The sequence below is a fragment of the Streptomyces venezuelae genome (assembly GCF_008642275.1).
Lineage (GTDB): Bacteria > Actinomycetota > Actinomycetes > Streptomycetales > Streptomycetaceae > Streptomyces > Streptomyces venezuelae_E.
Genome location: NZ_CP029189.1, coordinates 3,814,015 through 3,834,599 on the forward strand (window position 1 = coordinate 3,814,015; position 20,585 = coordinate 3,834,599).

Here is a 20,585-nt window from a genome sequence, read left to right on the forward strand (position 1 = left end):
TCGCTCCGCTCGCTCATTCTCGTACTACTTCCGCAGCTCGATGACGGTCTTGCCGATGCGGATCGGTGCGCCCGGCGGAATGGGCGTCGGGGTGGTCAGCCGGGTCCGGTCGAGATACGTGCCGTTGGTGGACCCGAGATCCTCGACGATCCACTGGCCGTCACGGTCGGGATAGATCCTGGCATGGCGGCTGGACGCGTAGTCGTCGTCCAGCACGATCGTTGAGTCGTGCGCGCGGCCCAGTGTGATCGTCTGGCCGGCGAGGGCCACCGTGGTTCCCGTGAGGATGCCCTCGGAGACGACGAGTTTGGTGGGTGCGCCGCGCCGCTGGCGCTGCTGCGGGGGCGTGGCCTGGCGGCCCGCCTGCTGCGGGGCGCCGCCGGCGCCTCCGCCGCCGCGACGGGACCCGCGCTGGGTCACGCGCGTCCCGAAGAGATCGCTGCGGATGACCTGGACGGCCACGATGACGAACAGCCACAGAACGGCCAGGAAACCCAACCGCATGACCGTCAGGGTCAGCTCTGACATTGCCCCCGCTTCACCCTTCGGCTTGCCGGTAAATGATGGTGGTGCTGCCCACGACGATCCGCGAGCCGTCGCGGAGCGTAGCGCGGGTGGTGTGCTGCCCGTCCACCACGATGCCGTTGGTGGACCCGAGATCCTGGATCGTCGAGGGCGTTCCGGTCCGGATCTCACAGTGCCGGCGGGATACGCCGGGGTCGTCGATCCGCACGTCGGCTTCCGTGCTTCGGCCGAGTACGAGCGTGGGACGCGAGATCTGGTGGCGGGTGCCGTTGATCTCGATCCAGTGGCGCCGGGCGCCGCCCGGGCCGGCCGCGGGGGCCGCTCCGGCGGGTCCGCCCGGAGCGGGCCGCCGGGAGCCGGGGCCGCCCGGGGGCGGGGCGCTGGGCATGGGAGGTGCCCCCGCCGGGGGATATCCGTAGCCGCCCTGCGGCTGGTTCTCCGGCGGGTAGCCGTAGCCGCCCTGCGGTGAGGGCGGTCCTGCCTGCGGCTGGGAGGTGCTGGAGGCCAGGGTGCGGCTGCGGACCCGGTAGAGCCCGGTGTCGAGGTCGTCGGCCTTCTCCAGGTGGACCTTGATGGGGCCCATGAAGCTGTAGCGCTGCTGCTTGGCGTAGTCGCGGACGAGGCCCGCGAGCTCGTCGCCGAGCTGCCCGGAGTAGGGGCTCAGGCGGTCGTAGTCACCGGTGCTGAGCTCGACGATGAAGTCGTTGGGGACGACGGTCCGCTCGCGGTTCCAGATGGTGGCGTTGTTGTCGCACTCCCGCTGGAGGGCTCCGGCGATCTCCACCGGCTGGACCTCGGACTTGAACACCTTGGCGAAGGTGCCGTTCACCAGACCTTCGAGTCGCTGCTCGAACCGCTTCAGAACTCCCATGGGGCACCTCCTCCGTAGCTGTCGCCCTGTACTGCTTACTGATCGTATCCACGCGTGGCGGATTCGGGTGGTTCCCCATCGTTCCTGTGAGGACGAGTGTTGGTCCTCACAAGGGATCGTAGGGGCGCTCCCAGGACAGTGTCCCGCACCGGGAGCGGAGTGCGGGAGGGGCCGTCCGCGGCGGGGGGCGGGGGTGCCGGGAAAGCGATGTGAATCCACCCCGTTCTCCGTGCTAATGTTTCGACGTCGCCAGGGGAAAGGCCCGAAAGGGAAGATCCACTGGGGCGCTGCTCGGGCGAGTGGCGGAACGGCAGACGCGCTGGCTTCAGGTGCCAGTGTCCTTCGGGACGTGGGGGTTCAAATCCCCCCTCGCCCACATCGACGAGACGGTCGTCACTGCGAAAGCGGTGGCGGCCGTTTCGTGTTTCCCCGCCCTGTCGCCTCCCGCCCTGTCACGTACCGTCTCGTCCCGTCCTGCCGAGGTCGTGGGTGTGACGTACGTCCCTGTTCGGCGCCCCTGACCTGTGGTCCTGTCGGACGACAGGGTTAGGGTGAGCCAACTGTCCGAATTGTGAGACCAGTTGTGGCCGCCCGGTGTGCACGATCGTGCTCGCCGGCCGGTGCGAGGAGCCGTGCGTGGGTTTCGACGAGGAGTGGGGGCGGCTGCGCGCCGCCGCGACGGAGCGGGTGGACTCGGGGGCGCCGGCGGAGCCGGTCGCGCGGGTGTCTGAGCCCGGACCCGCCGCCGAGGTGGACGCGGCGGCGGCCCGTGAGGCGGTCCTGGAGAGATTGGCGGATTTCCGCAGTCGCGTGGTGCTGGTGCCCCTGGACGAACGCGGTGGTCTGTGGACGGCGGAGCTGGGCGGGCTGGACTGGATCTGTGCGTTCTCGGGCCCGGAGACCCTGGCGCGGTTCGCCGACGCGCGCGGTGAGGCGGAGCGGGAGTGGCCCTACCGGCGGATCGTGGGTGCGCGGCTGCTGGACGAGGTGATTCCGGCGCTGGACTTCCCGTGCGGGGTGGCCCTGGATGCGGCGGGGCCGGGCGGGATCGTGTTTCCGCCGGTGCGGGGGCTGGTGCCGGATGGTGCCGCGCTCGACGGGGACGGACGGGAGGGGCGGGTGTGAGCGGGGACGGGGCGGATCTTGATGTTTCGAAGCAGGCGCTGGGGCAGATAGCGAAGGGGATCACGGACACGCTGGGCGAGCTGAAGGAGCTCGGGATGGTGGGTTCGGCCAGCATGGGGCGGGGGTTCTCGGATCTGGCGCTGTCGGGGATGGAGAGCGGGAACGAGGGCCTGACGGCGTCGATGAAGACGTTCTGCGAGCGCTGGGAGTGGGGCGTGCGGGCGCTGGTGCAGCAGGGGAACCAGTTCGCGTTCGACGTGGGTCTGTCGGCGGGTGTGATGCACGAGCAGGACCAGTACATCCAGGGCAGTTTCAAGGTGCTGACGAACTCGGCGATGGGCAATCCGTACGCGTCGGAGCAGGAGATCACCGGTAAGGACTGGGGCGGGGTCCTGTCGGACAACGTGTACACGCAGGTCCGGGACGCGGACTACAGTCCCGAGTCCTTCGAGCGGGCGCGGGAGAACAGCGAGGAGGCCTGGAAGGGCGCGGTGCGGGACGTCAACAGCTCGGATGTCCTCCTCAGCAATCAGATCGTCGACGCGGTGGGGATGCGGGACGAGGTGGATGCGGCGGTCGAGGGCTGGGTGGGACCGGCACCGCAGCCGCAGCAGCAGCCGCCGGTGTCGGGTGGTGGGCGCTGATGACGGACTGGGGCGGTCTGCTGGACAAGGGTCTGCAGAAGCTGGACGACGGCTGGGAGGAGACGAAGAAGGTCGTCGGGCAGGGCGTCGACAAGGCCACCGACGGGATCGGTGCGGGGCTGGAGTACGTCGGGGCGGACGACTGGGCGGACAAGGTCGAGGACTGGGGCGACGATGTCGCTTCGGGTCTGGGTGCTTCGGTCGGTGAGCAGCAGCTGGGCCAGAGTGAGCAGGCGGATGAGCTGGTGCACGGCAAGCCGGTGAAGATCCGGGAGTCGGCGAAGCACCTGAGTGATTTCCAGGGGGCGTTCGACCGGGTCGGTCAGGGGATGCGGGCGTTGGATTCGGGGCACTGGAAGGGGCAGGCCGCCGATGCGTTCCGTAAGAAGTTCGCGATGCATCCGGTGGACTGGCTGCATGCTTCGGATGCGTGTGAGGCGGCGGCGGGTGCGCTGACGCGGTACGCGGAGACGGTGGAGTGGGCGCAGAAGCAGGCGCAGCAGGCCATCGATTTGTACAAGGCGGCGGTCAGGGCGGCGAAGGAGGCCCATGAGGGGTATGCCGCGAAGGTCGAGACGTACAACGCGGCGGCGAAGGCGGGCCGGGATCCGGGGCCGGAGCCGCAGAAGCCGGTCGATGTGGGCAAGGCCGACGGGACGCGGGCCCACGAGATCCTGAACGAGGCCCGCAGGCAGCGTGACGAGGCCGCGGCGAACGTGGCCAAGGCGCTGGACGCGGCGCTGGAGCATGCCCCGAAAGAGCCGTCGGCCACCGACCGGGCCCTGGCCGGGATCGCCGACTACTACGGTGGTCAGGCCGTCGAGCTCAACCACTTCGTCGGCGGTGTGGTCAAGGGCACGGCCGGGCTGGTCAACTTCGCCCGCGGCCTGAACCCGATGGACCCGTACAACCTCACCCATCCCGCCGAGTACCAGCAGAACCTCAACATGACGCTGGCCGGCCTGGTCTCCACCGCCGCCCACCCCGAACGGATCCCGGGCGCGCTCATCGACAGCTTCAAGAACGACCCCTCCGAAGGCCTGGGCCGCCTCGTACCCGAACTCCTCGGCACCAAGGGCTTCGGCGGAGCCCGGGCGGGCGTGCGGGTCGCGGAGGCGGCGGCGACGAAGCCCTCGGCCTGGTCGCACCTGGCGAAGCCGACCAAGGGCGTGACGGAGCGGCCCTCGATCCACGCCGACTCGGTCGGGAAGAAGGACGCCCAGAAGTTCATCGACGACCAGTACCCGTGGCTCAAGGACATGAACAACACGAACATGCCGGGCTACCAGTACAACTGCACCAACAACGTGGTGACGCTGGACCGCCGGCTGGACGGTGTGGAGGTCTCGGCCGCGCCGAAGACCGGACCGGGCGACATCCCGTACAAGGAACTGGGTGTGGAGCCGAGCGCGAAGAAGGTCGTCGGCAGCTACGACGACATCGTCAAGGACCTTGAGGCGCGGGGGCCGGACTCGCGCAGTGTGGTCGCGATCTCCCGCCACGGCATGGCCGGCCACGTCTTCAACGCGGTGAACACACCCCACGGGGTCGTCTTCCTGGACGGCCAGACGGGGAAGCTGGCCACACTCGAGACACACAACATCAGTGAGATAGCCCATGTCCCCTACCGCTAGCGTCGTCAGGAATCAGAAATGCTCACGTTGAACGAGGCCCTCGAAGCGGCCCGGGCCCGCCTGGAGCAGGCGTTCGCCTCGGAGCCGTGGACGATCGTGCTGAAGCCGGAGCTCACCCAGGAGCACGAGCTGGCCTGGGTCGTCCGGTACGACACCCAGGAGAGCATCGACGCCGGGGACCCCATGGTGGGTCCGTTCAACAAACTGGTGATCGTGCCCAAGGACGGGTCCCGGGTGGACTTCCCCCCGACGCACCTGCCCCTCGACGAATACCTCGCCTACGTCCGCCACGGCGGCTGGCAGCGGGCGGGCCTGGCGAAGACCTCGAAGGCCGAGCCGTGGCAGACCGCGCTGGAGTGGCTGCTGTCCACCTACAGCGGGCTCGTCGAGCTGGTGGGCACCGACCCCGTGGCGGAGGACGCCGGGACCTGGCTGTTCGCGTGCCGGACCATCGAGCAGCCGGGCTATCCGCGGACGCCGATGCTGGCCGCGTCCCTCGTGGTGCCCAAGGACTACGGGGAGCCCTTCCACCCCGCTTCGAACGATCCGTGGGGCGACGCCGCGGCGTACACGCGGGATCCGGTGGAGCGCGACCCGCAGACCCAGGCCCGGCGGCTGAACGCGCGCGGCTGCGTGGTCACGACGGCAGCGGCGATCGCGGGCAGCCCCTCCTCGCCGCTGCCCTGGCAGCCCGTGCACGAGGCGCCCGGCTGGTGGGAGCTGCTGCTGCGCCGCTACTTCCCCGCCGCCCGCGAGCTGCGGTGCGTGAGCTGGGACGAGGTGATCACCCGGGCCCAGGAGACCGGACCGGACACCCAGGGCGTGGTGTGGGTGCGGCGGGTCATCGGCGGCACCGAGGTCAGCGGGCACCTGCTGTACGTGCACAACAACAACGGCCAGGTGGCGTTCCTGGACGGGATGACCGGCGGGCTGGCCCGGCTGGACCAGGTCGGGGTGCTGCAGCTGGTCTTCGCCCGGGTCGAGCCCGGCGCCGAGGACGCGGCGGCCGCGCCCGACCTCGCCACCGCCCGGCACAAGGCCGAGCGGTGGCTGAAGCGGACCTACGCGGAACCCGTCGAGCTGGTGGAGCCGGCCGCCGAGGACGAGACGGCCCGGGGGTGGCTGTTCGCCTGCCAGACGACGGCCGCGCTGCGCACCGGTGACTGGCGGCGAGGGATGCTCGACGCCGCGGTGGTCGTGCCGAAGGGGCCGCAGGAGCCGTTCCCGCTGCCCAACTCCGATCCCTGGGGGTTCCTGGCCGCCTGGGACCTCGACCAGCCGGCGGGGCCGACGCCCGTGCCGGACAAGGCCGACTGGTTCACCTCCACGATGGCGGAGCTGGGACCGGTGCTGTCCGTCTCGGAGTATCCGACCGTGATCGCCGCGGTCGAGGGGCTCGCGGCCCTGCCGGCCGGTGGCCGGGCCCTGGTGTGGGTACGGCGGCTGGACGCGCGGGGGCGGGAGAGCACCGGGCTGCTGCTCGCCGGGCTCCACAGCGAGTCCGGGATGGTGGGGCTGATCGACTCCGCCGCGCAGGAGCTGCGGGACCTGGACGGCTTCCGTGAGTCCGGGGTGCGCGTGGTCCGGTATCGGTGAGGGAGCGCGGACGGCGCCCCGGCCCGCCGCCGGAGGACCGGGGGTGGGGGCGGCGTTCGACTTTCGTCGCGGCGGGCGCGACGAAAGAGGGCGGCAGGGCGGGGGCGCGGGTGTCTAGGGTCGGGCGCGTGGATGCGAAGGCGAAGACGCGGGCCGGCTGGGACTGGCTGAGGGGCCCGGAGCCGTGGACCCGGCGGATGCTGGCCGGGGACCTGGCGATCGGTGGCGTCGTGGCGATCCTCGGCCTGGGCGTCGAGGAGGTCAGCAACGGATCCGGGCCGCGCATGCTGGCGGGCGCCGTGGTGGTGCTGGCGCTGACACTGCTGCGCCGCAGGCTGCCGGGAACCACGCTGGTGCTCGGGGCCGCGGTGATCACCCCCCTGCCCGGGGCGTTCTTCGTCCTGCCGCTGCTGGGCTGGTCGGCCGGGCGGCGGATCGTCGGGGTGGGGCGGGCACTGGCCGCCTTCACGCTGGCCTTCGCCGCGGCGATCGTGCTGAGCGTGATCGACGAGTCGGCGCAGATGCGACCGCTGCTGGTGATCGTGTTCTCCACGCTGATGTTCCTCGCGATGACGGTGATGCCGGGTCTGGCCAGCCGGTACTGGTCGCAGCGCCGGACCCTGCTGCGCGCGCTCCAGGAGCGCAACGGGCAGTTGCTGCGCGAGCGGGCCATGGTCGCGGGACAGGCGAGGCTGCGCGAGCGCCAGCGCATCGCCCAGGACATGCACGACAGCCTGGGCCACCAGCTGGCGCTGATCGCCGTGCACACCGGCGCGCTGGAGGTGGATCCAAAACTCACCGACCGTCAGCGCGAGGCGGTCGGCGTGCTGCGGCAGGCGTCGGTGGCGGCGATGCACGAGCTGCGCGAGGTCGTCGGCATCCTGCGCGACGGGGTGGAGGCGCCCGCGCCGGTGGAGGAGGCCCAGCCCGCGGCGCGCGGGGTGGCCGGTATCGCGGGGGTCGTGGAGGCGGCGCGGGGCTCGGGGACCGACGTCCGGATGACCACTTCGGGGCAGCCGAGGCCACTGGTCGCGGCATGCGACCACGCCGCGTACCGGATCGTGCAGGAGGCCCTGACGAACGCGTACAAGCACGCGCCGGGCGCACCGATCGCGGTGGAGCTGCGGTTCGAGGACGACTCGCTGGTCGTGGAGATCGCCAACGGGCCGTCGGCGGGTCCGGCGGCCGACGAGGTGGTGTCGGGCGGGCAGGGCCTGACGGGTCTGCGCGAGCGGGCCAGGCTCGTCGGCGGGATGGTGCACGCGGGCCCCGCCGAGGGCGGTGGGTTCCGGGTGGCCGGGGTCCTCCCGTACGGGGCGGAGCCGGCCGGAGTGGAGGACGTGGCCGACGACTTCGGGCAGCGGGCGCAGCCGCAGGCCCGCCCCCGCGGCCGGGTACGGGGGCGGGGCGGCGAGCAGCCGATGGACTGGGAGGCGGTGGACCGGGAGCTGGCCGTGCGCATGCCCAGCCGCTCCGGTGGCCTCGCGGTGGGCTGCGGGGTCGCCTTCGCGGCGATGGTGCTGCTGGTGGTGGTGCTCGGCGCCGGAGTGGTGCTGATGATCGACTCGGCGAGTGACGCGATGATCGACCAGGACGAGTTCGACGCGGTGCACGTGGGCCAGACGGAACAGGCCGTCCGTGACCGGCTGCCGAGCGGGGAGAACTTCCTGACCGCGGGGGCCGCGCGCAAGGGGCCGCCCAAGCCGGAGGGCTCGGAGTGTCTGGCGCTGCTGGCCGAGGACCAGCCGGGCGGCCTGGGAACGGACCGGATCTTCCGGTTCTGCTTCAAGGACGGCAAGCTCGTGGAAAAGCAGGCGTACGAGGTCAAGCAGTAGGAGCACGGTGTGACAGCCGAAGTGATCAGAGTGGTGATCGCCGACGACGAGCCACTGATCCGGGCCGGGATCAGGATGATCCTGACCTCGGCGCCGGACATCGAGGTCGTCGCCGAGGCGGCCGACGGCAGGCAGGCGGTGGACCTGGCCCGCTCGCACGCGCCCGACGTGATGCTGCTGGACATCCAGATGCCGGTGATGGACGGGCTGACGGCGCTGGGGGAGCTGCGGCGGGCCGTGCCGGAGGTACGGGCGCTGATCCTGACCACCTTCGGCGAGAAGGAGAACGTGCTGCGGGCGCTGGGCGAGGGCGGCGCGGGCTTCCTGCTGAAGGACTCGGCGCCGGGCGAGCTGATCGGGGCGGTCCGGGCGGCAGCGGCCGGGGACGCCTACCTGTCGCCCGGGGCGACCCGGCACGTGGTGGACCAGCTGGCGTCCGGGAAGGCCGCCGTGCGCGGTGAGGTGGCCCGGCGTCGGGTGGCGGAGCTCAGCGAGCGGGAGCGCGGGGTGCTGGCGCTGCTCGGCGAGGGGCTGTCCAACGCGGAGGCGGGCCGGCGGCTGCACATGAGCGAGGCGACCGTGAAGACGTACGTGAGCCGGATCCTCGCGAAGCTGGACTGTGAGAACCGTGTGCAGGCGGCGCTGCTGGCCAGGGACGCCGGGCTGTAGATACGGTCAGCCCGTTCGAGAAGCGATCACAGAACTGAACGGGTGGGGGCGGCGTCGATGGCGACGATTGCGGGTCAGCGGATTCCGGACGTGGCGGGCTTCGCGCCGAGGGTGGCGGCCGGCTCGCCGAAGGAGGAGGGCAAGGCGCTGCGCGCCCGCCTGCCGCGGTCGGCTCATGCCGCCTTCGTGGCGCCGGCCGGGCGGCCGGACGCCGTGCGCGCGGTGGAGGAGTCCAACGCGGGGCGGGTCGCCGAGCTGACTCCGATACGGGTCGGCCGGATGGCCGCGAACCCGTTCGCGTTCCTGCGCGGGGCGGCCGGGCTGATGGCCCACGACCTGTCCGGCGGTCCGGTGACCGGGGTCGGCGCGCAGATCTGCGGCGATGCGCACGCGGCGAACTTCGGTCTGTACGGGGACGCGCGCGGCCGGCTCGTCATCGACCTCAACGACTTCGACGAAACCGTGTTCGGCCCGTGGGAATGGGACGTGAAGCGGCTGGCGGCCTCGCTGGTGCTGGCGGGCCGGGTGGCCGGCGCGGACGAGGACACCTGCCGGGCCGCCGCACTCGACGCGGTGGGCGCTTACCGGCGCACCATGCGGCTCCTGTCGAAGCTGCCCGCGCTCGACGCGTGGAACGCGATCGCCGACGAGGAACTGGTCTCGCACGCCGATGCCCGTGATCTGCTGGGCACCTTGGAGCGGGTCTCGGAGAAGGCCCGCAACAACACCTCCGCGCGGTTCGCGACCAAGTCCACGGAGATAGGGCCGGACGGCGGCCGCCGCTTCGTCGACGCGCTGCCCGTGCTGCGCCGGGTCGGGGACGGGGAGGCGGCGGCGGTGGCGGCCTCGCTCGGCCCCTACCTGCAGACGCTCCAGGGCGACCGGCTGCCGCTGCTGGCCCGGTACGCGATCCAGGACGTGGCCTTCCGCGTGGTGGGCACCGGGAGCGTCGGCACCCGCTCGTACGTGGTCCTGCTGCTGGACCACCGGGGCGAACCGCTGGTGCTCCAGGTCAAGGAGGCCAGGCCCTCGGTGCTGCTGCCGCACCTGACCGGCCTGGGTTTCGCGCCCGCCCCGGAGCAGCACGAGGGCCTGAGGGTGGTGGCCGGGCAGAAGCGCATGCAGGTGGTGTCCGACATCATGCTCGGCTGGACCACGGTGGAGGGCCGCCCCTTCCAGGTACGGCAGTTCCGCAACCGCAAGGGCAGCGTGGATCCGGCGGCGCTGGCCGTGGAGCAGATCGACGACTACGGGCGGATGACCGGTGCCCTGCTGGCCCGCGCGCACGCGCACAGCGTCGACCCGCGGCTGCTGGCCGGGTACTGCGGGAAGAACGACGAGCTGGACGAGGCGATGGCGTCCTTCGCCGTGGCCTATGCCGACCGCACCGAGGCCGATCACGCCGACCTGGTGGCGGCGGTCCGGTCCGGCCGGATCGCGGCGGAGATGGGCGTCTGACGGCTGTCTGACGTGGGCGGTGTTTCACGTGAAACACCGCCCACGCGGGCGGGCCGTAGGCTGGCCGGGTGAGCGAGCAGACCGAGCAGCCTGAGCAGACAGTCCCCGGTGATTCCGGCGACTCCTCCGTCACCGGTGAGGAGCGCCCGGAGGCGCGCCTGGAGCGGGCCGTGCGGGCCGCCGAGCAGGCGCTGATCGAGTTCGAGATCGCGGTGGAGACCTTCCGGGTGGAGGTGGAGAACTTCTCCCGCCTGCACCACCAGAAGCTCGGCCCGATGTACACGAGGCTCGACGAACTGGACGCCCTGATCGCCGAGGCGAAGGCGTCCCGCAGCGGCGATCCGGAGGACCTGCGCCGGGCGCAGGACGCGCGTTCGCTGGTCATGCCGATGCCCGGGGTGGAGGAGCTCTTCCACGACTGGCTGGGCTCGGACGGGATCTCCGACGACGCCTCCGCGATGCTGACCGACCGCCCCGTGCGGCCGCCGCAGCGGGTGCGGCCCTCCGAGGAGGTGCGCCGCCTCTACCGGGAGCTGGTCCGTCAGGCCCACCCCGACCTCGCCCAGGACGAAGGCGAGCGGGAGCGGCGCGACGCGTTCATCGCGCGGGTCAACGCGGCCTACGGGCGCGGCGACGAGGGTCAGCTGCGCGAGCTGGCCGAGGAGTGGGCGGCCGGTCCGGCTCCCGAGCGGGCGGCACCGGGCGAGAGCGAGGAGCTGTACGCCCGGCTGGAGTGGCTGGCCCGCCGCAAGGAGCTGCTGTCGCTCGTCGCCAAGGAGCTGGAGGACAGCGCGATCGGGTCGATGCTGAGGATGGCGCCCGAGGACCCCGACCGGCTGCTGGAGGAGATCGCGGAGCAGCTGCTCGCGCAGGTCTCCGAGCGTGAGGCCGAACTGGCGGCGGAGCTCGCCGCGCAGTGAGCCCGGTCCGCCCGTACCGGGTGGTCGGATAGGTTGGCAGCAGATTCGTGAAGAGAGAAGGCGACAGCTATGAACTTCGGACCGCTCCCCTCGGTGGACGCCACCGCGGTGCCCTCCGAAGGCTTTGTCCTCGACGTCCGTGAGGACGACGAATGGGCGGCCGGCCATGTCGAGGGTGCGCTGCACATCCCGATGAGCGACTTCGTGGCCCGCTTCGGTGAGCTGACCGAGGCGGTCGAGGACGGCCGCCGGGTGTACGTGATGTGCCGGGTCGGCGGGCGCTCCGCGCAGGTCACCCAGTACCTGGTGCGCCAGGAGATCGACGCGGTGAACGTCGACGGCGGGATGCAGGCCTGGGACGGTGCCGGGCGCCCGATGGTGACGGACAACGGGAACCCGGCCTTCGTGCTCTAGGCCCCGTCTCCACCGGGCCCGCTGTTCCGGCTCAGGCGAGGGGGTGGGCGGCCAGCAGGTCGCCCAGGGCCTCCTCGTGCGCGGCGGCCGGCCCGAGCTGGAGTTCCAGCTGCTTGGCCCAGGCGTGGTAGCGGTGCAGCGGGTAGTCGGTGTCGGCTCCGAAGCCGCCGTGCAGGTGCTGGGCGGTCTGCACGACCCGGCGTACGCCTTCCGAGGCCCAGATCTTGGCGACCGCGACATCACCGGAGCTCGGCAGCGGCCCCCCGGCGCCGCCGGTCGCGGCGTCGAGCCGCCAGGCGGCCTGCCACAGCGTGACCTCCATGGCGCGCAGGTCGATGTACCGGTCGGCGGCCTGGACGGCGACGGCCTGGAAGGTGGCCACCGGGAAGCCGAACTGCTCGCGCTTGCCGGTGTACGCGCTCGTCATGGTGAGCACGTTCTCGCCGAGTCCGAGCGCCAGCGCGCAGGTTCCGGTGGCCAGGAGCTGGCGCAGCCGTTCCCAGGCTCCCTGGGCTTCGATGAGGTGTGCCCCGTCCACCCGGACGCCGTCGAGGGCGAGTTCGGCGAGCCGCTCCCCGCTCGTGGAGACCTGCTCGGCGAGGGCCAGCCCTTCGGCGGCCCGCGGGACGAGCGCGAGGACGGCCTCGCCCTCGCCGGTGTGCGCGGGTACGGCGATCCAGTCCGCGCCGTGTGCCCAGGGGACCGCGGTCTGCGTGCCCTCCAGGATCCACTCCTCGCCCTCGCGGCGGGCGATGACGGCGAGTTCGGCCGGGTCGTGGCCGGAGCGCCCGTGGGCGGCGGCGGTGAGCACGAGCGTGCCGCGCCCCGCGCCGGGCAGCAGGGCGGCGGCCAGTTCGGGGCTGCCGTGGGCCTGCACGGTCATGGCGGTGGCGCAGTGCTCCAGCAGCGGGACCCGCGCCAGCACCCGGGCGGCCTCGCGCAGCACCAGGCACAGGGCGACGGTGTCCAGGCCCGCTCCCCCGTGTTCCTCGGCGAGGACCAGGCTCAGCAGGTCCGATGCGGCGAGCTTGGCCCACAGCGGACGGTCGAAGTCGTCGGCGACGGCCCCCGGGGTCAGCGCGGGACTGGGCACGCCGTCCGGCGCGACATCCGCGAAGACGGCCCGGGCCGCTTCGACGGCGGCCTGCTGCTCCTCGGTGAAGGTGAAGTCCACTGCCTGTCCTTCCGCGCGTTCAGGTCCGACGATGTCGTGTCTGACGGTGCGTCAAGATAGAACAGGTTCTGGAAAATGGACAGGCCCTGGAGGCGGTGGGGCCCCTGTGCTGGGACGGGGACCCGACCGACGGGGACGTCGCCGCGCTCAGCGGTCGAAGTCGATCTCCACTTCCTCGGTGACCGGGTGCGACTGGCAGGCCAGGACGAATCCGGCCTCCGTCTCCTCGGCCTCCAGCGCGAAGTTGCGCTCCATCCGGACCTCGCCCGAGACCACGAACGCCCGGCAGGTGCCGCAGACACCGCCCTTGCAGGCGTACGGGGCGTCCGCGCGGTTGCGGAGCACCGCGTCCAGCAGGGACTCGCCGTCCTGGACCGGCCAGGTGCCCGAACGGCCGTCGAGCCGTGCGGTGACCCGCCCGTGGGCCGCGGCGGGGGAACCCGCGGGGCGGGGGGCCGCCGGCGCGGTCTCCTCGACGTGGAAGATCTCCTCGTGCACCCGGGTCCGTGCCACGCCGAGCGCGCCCAGGGCCCGCTCCGCGCCCTGGACCAGGCCGTACGGGCCGCACAGGAACCAGCCCGTCACGTCCGTCACCGGCAGCAGTGCGGGCAGCAGGGCCGCCAGCCGCTCCTCGTCCAGCCGCCCGGAGGGCAGACCGGACTCCTGCTCCTCCCGGGAGAGGACCGTGACCAGCTGGAACCGCGCCGGATACCGGTCCTTGAGGTCGGCGACCTCCTCCAGGAACATCGTCGAGGCCGCCGTCCGGTCGCTGCGCACGAGGCAGAAACGGGCGTCGGGCCGGGCGGCCAGCAGGCTCGCCGCGATCGACAGCACGGGCGTGATGCCGCTGCCGCCGACGATCGCCGCGTAGTGTCCCGAGGCCGGGGCGGCAGCGGGCTCCAGCACGAAGCGCCCGGCCGGGACCATGACCTCCAGCACGTCGCCGGCGGCGATCTCCTTGTGGGCGAAGGTGGAGAACTCGCCGCCTTCCACCAGCCGCACCCCGACCCGCAGCCGCTCCGGGCCCGGGCCGTCCGAGGACGGCGCCGGGGAGCAGATCGAGTAGGTGCGGCGGATCTCGGCGCCGCCCTCGGGGGCGGTGCGGCGCAGCGTGAGGTGCTGGCCCGGTGCGTGCCGGTAGTCCTCGCGCAGCTCCTCGGGAACCCGCAGGGTCAGGGCCACCGAGTCGTCGGTGAGCCGGTCGACAGCCGCCACCGTCAGCGGGTGGAACGCGCCGTGGCGGGGGGCGGCCATCTAGAGCTCCTTGAAGTGGTCGAACGGTTCGCGGCAGGCGGTGCAGCGGCGCAGCGCCTTGCACGCGGTGGAGGAGAAGCGGCTGAGCAGCTCGGTGTCGGTCGATCCGCAGTTCGGGCACCGGACCGACAGCGTCAGCGGGACCGGTCCGCCGGCCGCGTGCGGCCGGGGCGGGGCGATGCCGAACTCGGCGAGCTTGCGACGGCCTTCGGCGCTGATGTCGTCGGTCGACCAGGCGGGGGCCAGCACGGTGGTCACCCGCACCTCGGGGATGCCGTGGCCGGTCAGGGCCCGTTCGATGTCGGCGGACATGGCCTCGATGGCCGGGCAGCCGGTGTAGGTCGGGGTCAGGGTGACCTCGGCGTGGCCGTCCTCGTGCATCCGTACCCCGCGCACCACACCGAGCTCACCGAGGGTGAGCACGGGCAGTTCCGGGTCCGGGACGGAGCCGGCCAGCTCGGCCAGTTCCGCCTCCAGGCGGGTCGTTCCGGCGTCGGTGGTCACCATGAGGCCCCCGGGTGGCTGCGGTGCAGGTGCTGCATCTCGGCGAGCATCCGGCCGAAGGACTCGGTGTGCAGGCCCTGGCGTCCCGCCCCGGCCGCCCAGGCGCCGGTGCGCGGCCCCTGGGGCAGGTCGAGACCGGCCCGCTCCAGTACGCCGGACAGGGCGGCCAGCCAGCGCTCCTCCAGGACGGCCAGGTCCAGGCCGTCGAGGCCCTCCACCGGCTGGAACATCTCGCCGGTGTACTTCCACAGTGCGTCGAGGGCGGTCCGCATGCGGCTGCGGCTCTCCTCGGTGCCGTCCCCGAGCCGCAGGGTCCACTGCTCGGCGTGGTCGCGGTGGTAGGCGGTCTCCTTGACGGCCTTGGCCGCGAGCGGCGCGAACGGGCCGTCCCCGCGGGCGAGCTCCGTGTAGACCTCGTGCTGGTAGAGGGAGAAGTAGAGCTGGCGGGCGATGGTGTGCGCGAAGTCGCCGTTCGGCTGCTCGACCAGCTGGAGGTTGCGGAAGGACCGCTCCTCGCGCAGGTAGGCCAGCTCGTCCTCGTCGCCGACCATGGACAGCAGGATCCGGGCCTGGCCGAGCAGGTCGAGGGCGATGTTGGCGAGGGCGACCTCCTCCTCCAGGACGGGGGCGTGTCCGGCCCATTCGCCGAGGCGGTGGGAGAGGATCAGCGCGTCGTCGCCGAGCGCGAGTGCCGCCGTGGCGGTGGTGCCGGTGAGGTGCGCGGTGTCGGTGCCGGTCACAGGTGGCTCACCCCCTCCGGGATGTCGTAGAAGGTGGGGTGCCGGTACGGCTTGTCGGCGGACGGCGCGAAGAAGGGGTCCCGCTCGTCCGGCGAGGAGGCGGTGATCTCGGTGGAGGGCACCACCCAGATCGAGATGCCCTCGTTGCGCCGGGTGTAGAGATCGCGGGCGTTGCGCAGGGCCATCTCCGCGTCGGGGGCGTGCAGGCTGCCCGCGTGCGTGTGCGAGAGGCCGCGGCGCGAACGCACGAAGACCTCCCACAGGGGCCAGTTCTGCGTCATACCCGTGCCTCCTCGTTCTGTCCGGCGTGCTTCGCCGCTTGCTGTGCCACCTGCTGTGCCGTCTGCTTGCGCGCGTACGCGGCGGCCGCGTCGCGCACCCAGGCACCTTCCTCGTGGGCCTTGCGCCGCTGCCCGATCCGCTGCTCGTTGCAGGGCCCGTTGCCCTTGAGGACGTTCCAGAACTCGGTCCAGTCGATGGCGCCGAAGTCGTGGTGCCCGCGCTCCTCGTTCCACTTCAGGTCCGGGTCGGGCAGGGTCAGCCCGAGGGACTCGGCCTGCGGGACGGCGATGTCGACGAACCGCTGGCGCAGCTCGTCGTTCGAGTGCCGCTTGATGCGCCAGGCCATCGACTGGGCCGAGTGCGCCGACTCGTCGTCCGGCGGGCCGAACATCATCAGCGACGGCCACCACCACCGGTCCACCGCGTCCTGGGCCATCGCGTGCTGGGCCTCGGTGCCGCGGGAGAGGGCGAGGAGCAGCTCGTACCCCTGACGCTGGTGGAAGGACTCCTCCTTGCAGATGCGGACCATGGCGCGGGCGTAGGGCCCGTAGGAGCAGCGGCAGATCGGCACCTGGTTGGTGATCGCCGCGCCGTCCACGAGCCAGCCGATGGCGCCGACGTCCGCCCAGGTCAGGGTGGGGTAGTTGAAGATCGAGGAGTACTTCTGCTTGCCCGAGTGGAGCTTGTCGAGCAGCTCGTCGCGGCTGGTGCCGAGGGTCTCGGCCGCGCTGTAGAGGTACAGCCCGTGGCCGGCCTCGTCCTGGACCTTGGCCATCAGGATCGCCTTGCGGCGCAACGAGGGGGCGCGGGTGATCCAGTTGGCCTCGGGCTGCATGCCGATGATCTCGGAATGGGCGTGCTGGGCCATCTGGCGCACCAAAGAAGCGCGGTATTCGTCCGGCATCCAGTCGCGCGGCTCCACGCGCTCGTCGGCCGCCACGGCCGCGTCGAATGCCGCCGCGAGCTGTGCGCCCAGGTCAGCAGTCATGCCTGTCCCGTCCGTCCTGTCCGTCCCGAGAGCCGTGTCCGGCCCCGTCTCCGGGGTCACTGCCACCATTCCGGCCCCCTGCCAGAGTCCGCCGTCCGACCGACCGACCGATCGTTCGGTTCATTCGCTTCAATGGTGGGTCGACGGCCCGTAGGGTGTCAACCTCTGAGGTCAACCCTGTGGATGCCGGACGATCGGGTGGGGATGGATTCGAACCAGCACGAGCCCGCCGAAGGGGCCGCTTCACCACCCCCGAGGACGCCCGGGATCGCCGGTCTGTCCGCCCCGTTCCGGGTCGTGACCGCCCTGGCCCTGGGGGTCGTCGCGGTGGCCGCCTGCACTCACCTCGCGCTCGTCTTCCTGCACGTGGCCCCGAGCAACACTCTCAGCAAGCAGCACGCGAAGACGATCGACGCGTGGGTCTACCCCGAGTTCGAACAGAACTGGAAGCTCTTCGCCCCCAACCCGCTGCAGCAGAACATCGCCGTGGAAGTGCGCGCGGACGTCAGGAGCGAGTACGGCGAGCTGGTCACCACCCCCTGGCGCGACCTGAGCGCCGAGGACGGCGAGGCCATCCGGCACAGCCTGCTGCCCAGCCACACCCGGCAGAACGAGCTCCGCCGCGCCTGGGACTTCTTCACCAGCTCCCACGACGAGGACAACAGGCCGAACGGCGAGCGCGGGCAGCTGTCCGAGGAGTACCTCCGGCGCATCGCGCTGAACCGGCTCGCCCCCGCGCTGCGGGAAGGAACCATCCTGCGGATCCAGCTGCGCTCGGCGACGACAGCGGTGCCCGCGCCGAAGTGGAGCACCGAGACCACCGACACCCAGACCTACTACCGGGAGCTGCCGTGGTGGACGCTGTGAAGCGCGCCCGCGAGGCGGCGGCCCGGGCGGCCGCGCGGGTCACCGGGCAGGCGCTGGGCCCGTACCAGAGCGCGGTGGTCCGCATCGGCTTCTCCGCGACCTGGCTCTTCTTCCTGCTGCGCGAGTTCCCGAACCGGGCCGAGCTCTACGGTCCGGACGGGCCGTGGAGCTGGCAGCTCGCGGAACGGCTCATCGACTCCAACCACGCCTTCACGGTGCTGATGTGGTCGGACTCGACGCTGTGGTTCGAGCTCGTCTACGCGTTGTCCGTGCTGGCGAGCGTGGGGCTGCTGCTGGGCTGGCGGACACGGGCGACGTCCGTGGTCTTCATGGTCGGCGTGCTGTCGCTGCAGAACCGCAGCGTGTTCATGGGCGACGGCGGGGACAACGTCATCCACCTGATGGCGATCTACCTGGTCCTGACCCGGTGCGCGCAGGTCTGGTCGCTGGACGCGCGCAGGGCCCGCAGGCGCGGCTCGGCGACGGCCGGGGCGGCCGGGCCGGTGCTGTGGGGCGTGCTGGGGGCGGTGTTCGTCTTCGGCGGGGGCACCGGCCGGCTCGGCTTCGGCTGGCTGGCGGCGTTCGCGGCGGTGTGGGTGGTCTGCGGGCTGTGGTGGCTGGTCGACCGCCACGAGCCGGAGGGCGAGGCGCGGGCGGTCCTGGACGTCCTGGCCAACCTGCTGCACAACGCGGGCATGCTGGTGATCATGGCGGAGGTCTGCCTGATCTACGCGACGGCGGGCTGGTACAAGATCCAGGGGTCCCGGTGGCAGGACGGAACGGCCCTGTACTACCCGCTGGGGCTGGACTACTTCACCCCGTGGCCGGCGCTGTCGGCGCTGGTGGCGGGCAGCGGGACGCTGGTGATGCTGCTGTCGTACGGGACGGTGGCGGTGCAGGTGGCGTTTCCGTTCACGCTCTTCAACCGGCGGATCAAGAACGTGCTGCTGGCGCTGACGATGCTGGAGCACGCGGGGATCGCGGTGCTGCTGGGGCTGCCGTTCTTCTCTTTGGCGATGATCGCCGCGGACGCGGTGTTCCTGCCGACGGGCTTTCTGGTGTGGGTGGGGGCGGTGGTCGCTGCGCGGGGCTCGCGGGTGCGGGTGGGGGAGCCTGTGCCGGATGCCGCCGGGGGCGAGCCGGTGTCCGTGCCGGGGCCGCGCTGACGGGGCCCTGCGGCGCCGTTCCACGGGGCTCCGCCCCGGACCCCGCGCCTCAAACGCCGGCGGGGCTGGATGGTCCCGGCGGGGCTGGATGGTGTCCCGGCTGGGCTGGATTCGGCTGGGTGAGGGCCGTGTGGTGGGTGGTGGGGTGGGGGACCGTAGGGTCGGGGTATGGACGACACGGTGCGGGAATGGCGGGAGGCCGGGCAGGCGGGGGATCTCGTGCTGCTCGACGGGTTCCACGCGCTGAAGCACGCCCTGCGGTTCGGAGCCGACGTACGGATGGCCGTCGCCGAGGATCCCGGCGCCGTACGGGCCCTGGCCCGCGAGCTGGCTCCGGACGTCGAGGCCGACGTCGCGCGGCTGGTGCGGCGGGCCGGGCTCAAGGAGCTGCTGCCGCGCGTGCACCCCACCGGGGTCGCGGCCCTCGCGGCACGGACCGACCGGGCCGCCGGCCTCGCGGGGCTGCGGCGGATGCCCCGGCCGGCGCCGGTCGTCGTCCTGGACAACCCGCGCAACCTGGGCAACGTCGGAGCCGTGGTCCGGCTCGCCGCCGGCTTCGGCGCCACCGGAGTCGTGACCCGCGGCGACCTCGACCCCTGGCACCCGAACGTGGTCCGGGCCGGGGCCGGGCTGCACTACGCCACCACCGTCGAGCGCCTGGCCCTGGACGAGCTGCCGCCCGGGCCGCTCTACGCGCTCGACCCCGAGGGCACGGACATCCGCGCCCTCACCCTCCCCGACGACGCCCTGCTCGCCTTCGGCTCGGAGCGCCACGGGATCTCACCGGAGCTGCGCGCCCGGGCGGACCACCTCGTCTCCCTGCCCATGCGCCCCCAGGTCTCCAGCTACAACCTCGCCACCAGCGTGGCCATGACCCTCTTCCACTGGGGCGGTCCCCCGGTCCGCGAACAGGGCGGCGAGGACTCCTAGGACGCCTCCGGCCAGGATCGCCGCGGCCGCGCCGAGCGTCGCCCCGTCCGGCTGGAGCAGCGCCTGGCCGCGCAGCGCCTGCCAGGTCACCAGCGCGAACACCGCCGCGTAGACCCCGGCCGCGAGCAGGGTCAGCCGCAGCCGCACCCGCTCCCGGCGCAGCAGGGCGAAGCGTCCGGCGAGCGCGCCCAGGACGAGCACGAGCAGCGGCAGCAGCTGCAGGGCGTGCATGCCGAAGAAGTGCGGGATGCGCAGGTCCCCGCCGGTGGTCGACCAGCCGGTCAGCGGCATGGCGGGTCCGCCGTCCGGCACGCGCACGCTGTGGGCACCCGCCACCGGTACGCCGTCGACCGCGAGCTGGGCCTCGGTGGGGCTGGTCATCAGGAAGCCGATTCCGGCGCCCGCGAGGGCGAGGACGGCGGCGATCCGGATCGCCCACAGGGTGGCCCGGTCGGCGGCGCGGGACCGGAAGAGCAGGACGGCGATGACGAGCGTGGCCGTCCACAGCACGACGACGGTGACGGCCATGGCGCCGTAGATCTGCGCGTCGAGGGGGGTCTGCTGGTTGAAGTGGCTCTGCCGGCCGCGGATCACCTGGCCCGTCATGAGCAGCATCTCCACCATGCTCGCCGCGGCGACGACGGTACCGGCCCACCAGGCGGGCCTGCGCAGACGCGGGCGCGCCGCGACGGCCAGGGAGAGCATCCAGGCCAGGCTGAGCGCGTAGCCGACGAACGAGACGGCGAACTTGAAGGGCTTGGCCCAGATCGGGGCGCCGACCAGCACGCGGCCGTCGACCGCGAGACCCACGGCGGAGCCGACGGCCCACACCGCCATCACGCCGGCGAACAGGGTCAGTGGACGGTGCCAGGTGCGTAACGCAGACATGGGTAACGCAGACATGGGTCCCCCAAGGAATGGATAGTGACGCTTGCCGCTATCTGATAGCCCCACTATCTATGATGGGCGGGGACGGGGCAAGGAGAGAC

General features: G+C 72.3%; 20 protein-coding genes, 1 tRNA gene and 1 pseudogene. 13 read left to right on the top strand and 9 right to left on the bottom strand.

What is annotated here, in order from left to right; all coding sequences use genetic code 11:
- Positions 1–24: 24 nt before the first annotated feature.
- Both DEJ51_RS16775 and DEJ51_RS16780 read right to left on the bottom strand, forming a co-directional pair.
- The gene (locus tag DEJ51_RS16775) at positions 25–528 is read right to left on the bottom strand and encodes an FHA domain-containing protein (RefSeq protein ID WP_030013067.1); all 504 of its coding nucleotides are present in this window, start codon (positions 526–528) and stop codon (positions 25–27) included.
- 10 nt (positions 529–538) lie between these two features.
- Positions 539–1,396, bottom strand: a complete 858-nt coding sequence (locus DEJ51_RS16780) for an FhaA domain-containing protein (RefSeq protein WP_150258293.1) — start codon at positions 1,394–1,396, stop codon at positions 539–541.
- A 293-nt stretch (positions 1,397–1,689) separates the two neighbouring features.
- Between DEJ51_RS16780 and DEJ51_RS16785 the strand changes: the two genes are divergently transcribed.
- From DEJ51_RS16785 to DEJ51_RS16830, 10 genes are all read left to right on the top strand, one after another.
- Positions 1,690–1,772, top strand: a tRNA-Leu gene (locus tag DEJ51_RS16785).
- Between the two features lie 260 nt (positions 1,773–2,032).
- Positions 2,033–2,521 carry a hypothetical protein gene (locus DEJ51_RS16790; protein ID WP_190620424.1) on the top strand — a complete coding sequence of 163 codons (489 nt, stop codon included), beginning with the start codon at positions 2,033–2,035 and terminating at the stop codon, positions 2,519–2,521.
- The gene (locus tag DEJ51_RS16795) at positions 2,518–3,165 is read left to right on the top strand and encodes a hypothetical protein (protein WP_150258294.1); all 648 of its coding nucleotides are present in this window, start codon (positions 2,518–2,520) and stop codon (positions 3,163–3,165) included. Before DEJ51_RS16790 ends, DEJ51_RS16795 begins: the two co-directional genes overlap by 4 nt.
- A complete protein-coding gene (locus tag DEJ51_RS35555; RefSeq protein ID WP_150258295.1) occupies positions 3,165–4,799 on the top strand; it encodes a putative T7SS-secreted protein in 1,635 nt (544 codons plus the stop codon). The genes DEJ51_RS16795 and DEJ51_RS35555 overlap by 1 nt, the downstream gene beginning before the upstream one ends.
- 18 nt (positions 4,800–4,817) lie before the next feature.
- Positions 4,818–6,395, top strand: a complete 1,578-nt coding sequence (locus DEJ51_RS16805) for a YrhB domain-containing protein (RefSeq protein ID WP_150258296.1) — start codon at positions 4,818–4,820, stop codon at positions 6,393–6,395.
- A gap of 128 nt (positions 6,396–6,523) precedes the next feature.
- Positions 6,524–8,230 (top strand): sensor histidine kinase, encoded by a 1,707-nt coding sequence (locus tag DEJ51_RS16810; RefSeq protein WP_223835839.1) that lies wholly within the window; start codon positions 6,524–6,526, stop codon positions 8,228–8,230.
- Positions 8,231–8,239: 9 nt separating this feature from the next.
- The gene (locus tag DEJ51_RS16815) at positions 8,240–8,899 is read left to right on the top strand and encodes a response regulator (RefSeq protein ID WP_150258297.1); all 660 of its coding nucleotides are present in this window, start codon (positions 8,240–8,242) and stop codon (positions 8,897–8,899) included.
- Positions 8,900–8,956: 57 nt separating this feature from the next.
- Positions 8,957–10,357: a DUF2252 domain-containing protein gene (locus DEJ51_RS16820; protein WP_150258298.1), complete on the top strand. Its 1,401-nt coding sequence runs from the start codon at positions 8,957–8,959 to the stop codon at positions 10,355–10,357.
- Between the two features lie 158 nt (positions 10,358–10,515).
- Positions 10,516–11,277 carry a hypothetical protein gene (locus tag DEJ51_RS16825; protein WP_223836182.1) on the top strand — a complete coding sequence of 254 codons (762 nt, stop codon included), beginning with the start codon at positions 10,516–10,518 and terminating at the stop codon, positions 11,275–11,277.
- A 69-nt stretch (positions 11,278–11,346) separates the two neighbouring features.
- A complete protein-coding gene (locus DEJ51_RS16830; RefSeq protein WP_109779232.1) occupies positions 11,347–11,691 on the top strand; it encodes a rhodanese-like domain-containing protein in 345 nt (114 codons plus the stop codon).
- Positions 11,692–11,722: 31 nt separating this feature from the next.
- On the opposite strand, the gene DEJ51_RS16835 is transcribed toward DEJ51_RS16830, so the two are convergent.
- From DEJ51_RS16835 to paaA, 6 genes are all read right to left on the bottom strand, one after another.
- A complete protein-coding gene (locus DEJ51_RS16835) occupies positions 11,723–12,865 on the bottom strand; it encodes an acyl-CoA dehydrogenase family protein (RefSeq protein ID WP_150258300.1) in 1,143 nt (380 codons plus the stop codon).
- Positions 12,866–13,012: 147 nt separating this feature from the next.
- The gene (paaE, locus tag DEJ51_RS16840) at positions 13,013–14,119 is read right to left on the bottom strand and encodes a 1,2-phenylacetyl-CoA epoxidase subunit PaaE (protein WP_150258301.1); all 1,107 of its coding nucleotides are present in this window, start codon (positions 14,117–14,119) and stop codon (positions 13,013–13,015) included.
- Complete coding sequence (paaD, locus tag DEJ51_RS16845; protein ID WP_150258302.1) at positions 14,120–14,626, bottom strand: 1,2-phenylacetyl-CoA epoxidase subunit PaaD; 507 nt, start codon at positions 14,624–14,626, stop codon at positions 14,120–14,122. It abuts the gene before it with no gap.
- Positions 14,620–15,363 carry a 1,2-phenylacetyl-CoA epoxidase subunit PaaC gene (gene paaC / locus DEJ51_RS16850; protein WP_150258303.1) on the bottom strand — a complete coding sequence of 248 codons (744 nt, stop codon included), beginning with the start codon at positions 15,361–15,363 and terminating at the stop codon, positions 14,620–14,622. The genes paaD and paaC overlap by 7 nt, the downstream gene beginning before the upstream one ends.
- Positions 15,360–15,644: a 1,2-phenylacetyl-CoA epoxidase subunit PaaB gene (gene paaB / locus DEJ51_RS16855; RefSeq protein WP_030817166.1), complete on the bottom strand. Its 285-nt coding sequence runs from the start codon at positions 15,642–15,644 to the stop codon at positions 15,360–15,362. The genes paaC and paaB overlap by 4 nt, the downstream gene beginning before the upstream one ends.
- A complete protein-coding gene (paaA, locus tag DEJ51_RS16860; protein ID WP_411757325.1) occupies positions 15,641–16,702 on the bottom strand; it encodes a 1,2-phenylacetyl-CoA epoxidase subunit PaaA in 1,062 nt (353 codons plus the stop codon). Before paaA ends, paaB begins: the two co-directional genes overlap by 4 nt.
- 135 nt (positions 16,703–16,837) lie before the next feature.
- Between paaA and DEJ51_RS16865 the strand changes: the two genes are divergently transcribed.
- The 3 genes from DEJ51_RS16865 (at position 16,838) to DEJ51_RS16875 (ending at position 19,596) form a co-directional block, all read left to right on the top strand.
- Positions 16,838–17,500: a DUF5819 family protein gene (locus DEJ51_RS16865; protein WP_223835840.1), complete on the top strand. Its 663-nt coding sequence runs from the start codon at positions 16,838–16,840 to the stop codon at positions 17,498–17,500.
- Positions 17,485–18,666: an HTTM domain-containing protein gene (locus DEJ51_RS16870; protein ID WP_223835841.1), complete on the top strand. Its 1,182-nt coding sequence runs from the start codon at positions 17,485–17,487 to the stop codon at positions 18,664–18,666. Before DEJ51_RS16865 ends, DEJ51_RS16870 begins: the two co-directional genes overlap by 16 nt.
- Positions 18,667–18,834: 168 nt before the next feature.
- On the top strand, positions 18,835–19,596 hold the full coding sequence (locus tag DEJ51_RS16875) for a TrmH family RNA methyltransferase (protein ID WP_150258306.1): 762 nt from the start codon (positions 18,835–18,837) through the stop codon (positions 19,594–19,596).
- Here DEJ51_RS16875 and DEJ51_RS35080 read toward each other — a convergent pair.
- Positions 19,552–20,484 (bottom strand): annotated as a pseudogene (locus DEJ51_RS35080) (hypothetical protein); the annotation flags it as partial. The gene DEJ51_RS16875 and the pseudogene DEJ51_RS35080 overlap by 45 nt on opposite strands.
- Positions 20,485–20,585: the final 101 nt, after the last annotated feature.

Excerpts from the sequence above, each read along its gene's own strand:
- DEJ51_RS16780 (WP_150258293.1), bottom strand. The coding sequence starts at position 1,396 with ATGGGAGTTCTGAAGCGGTTCGAGCAGCGACTCGAAGGTCTGGTGAAC.
- DEJ51_RS16805 (WP_150258296.1), top strand. The coding sequence starts at position 4,818 with ATGCTCACGTTGAACGAGGCCCTCGAAGCGGCCCGGGCCCGCCTGGAG.
- DEJ51_RS16865 (WP_223835840.1), top strand. The coding sequence starts at position 16,838 with ATGGATTCGAACCAGCACGAGCCCGCCGAAGGGGCCGCTTCACCACCC.
- paaE (WP_150258301.1), bottom strand. The coding sequence starts at position 14,119 with ATGGCCGCCCCCCGCCACGGCGCGTTCCACCCGCTGACGGTGGCGGCT.
- paaA (WP_411757325.1), bottom strand. The coding sequence starts at position 16,702 with ATGGTGGCAGTGACCCCGGAGACGGGGCCGGACACGGCTCTCGGGACG.
- DEJ51_RS16820 (WP_150258298.1), top strand. The coding sequence starts at position 8,957 with ATGGCGACGATTGCGGGTCAGCGGATTCCGGACGTGGCGGGCTTCGCG.
- DEJ51_RS16830 (WP_109779232.1), top strand. The coding sequence starts at position 11,347 with ATGAACTTCGGACCGCTCCCCTCGGTGGACGCCACCGCGGTGCCCTCC.
- DEJ51_RS16775 (WP_030013067.1), bottom strand. The coding sequence starts at position 528 with ATGTCAGAGCTGACCCTGACGGTCATGCGGTTGGGTTTCCTGGCCGTT.
- paaB (WP_030817166.1), bottom strand. The coding sequence starts at position 15,644 with ATGACGCAGAACTGGCCCCTGTGGGAGGTCTTCGTGCGTTCGCGCCGC.
- DEJ51_RS35555 (WP_150258295.1), top strand. The coding sequence starts at position 3,165 with ATGACGGACTGGGGCGGTCTGCTGGACAAGGGTCTGCAGAAGCTGGAC.
- DEJ51_RS16875 (WP_150258306.1), top strand. The coding sequence starts at position 18,835 with ATGGACGACACGGTGCGGGAATGGCGGGAGGCCGGGCAGGCGGGGGAT.
- paaD (WP_150258302.1), bottom strand. The coding sequence starts at position 14,626 with ATGGTGACCACCGACGCCGGAACGACCCGCCTGGAGGCGGAACTGGCC.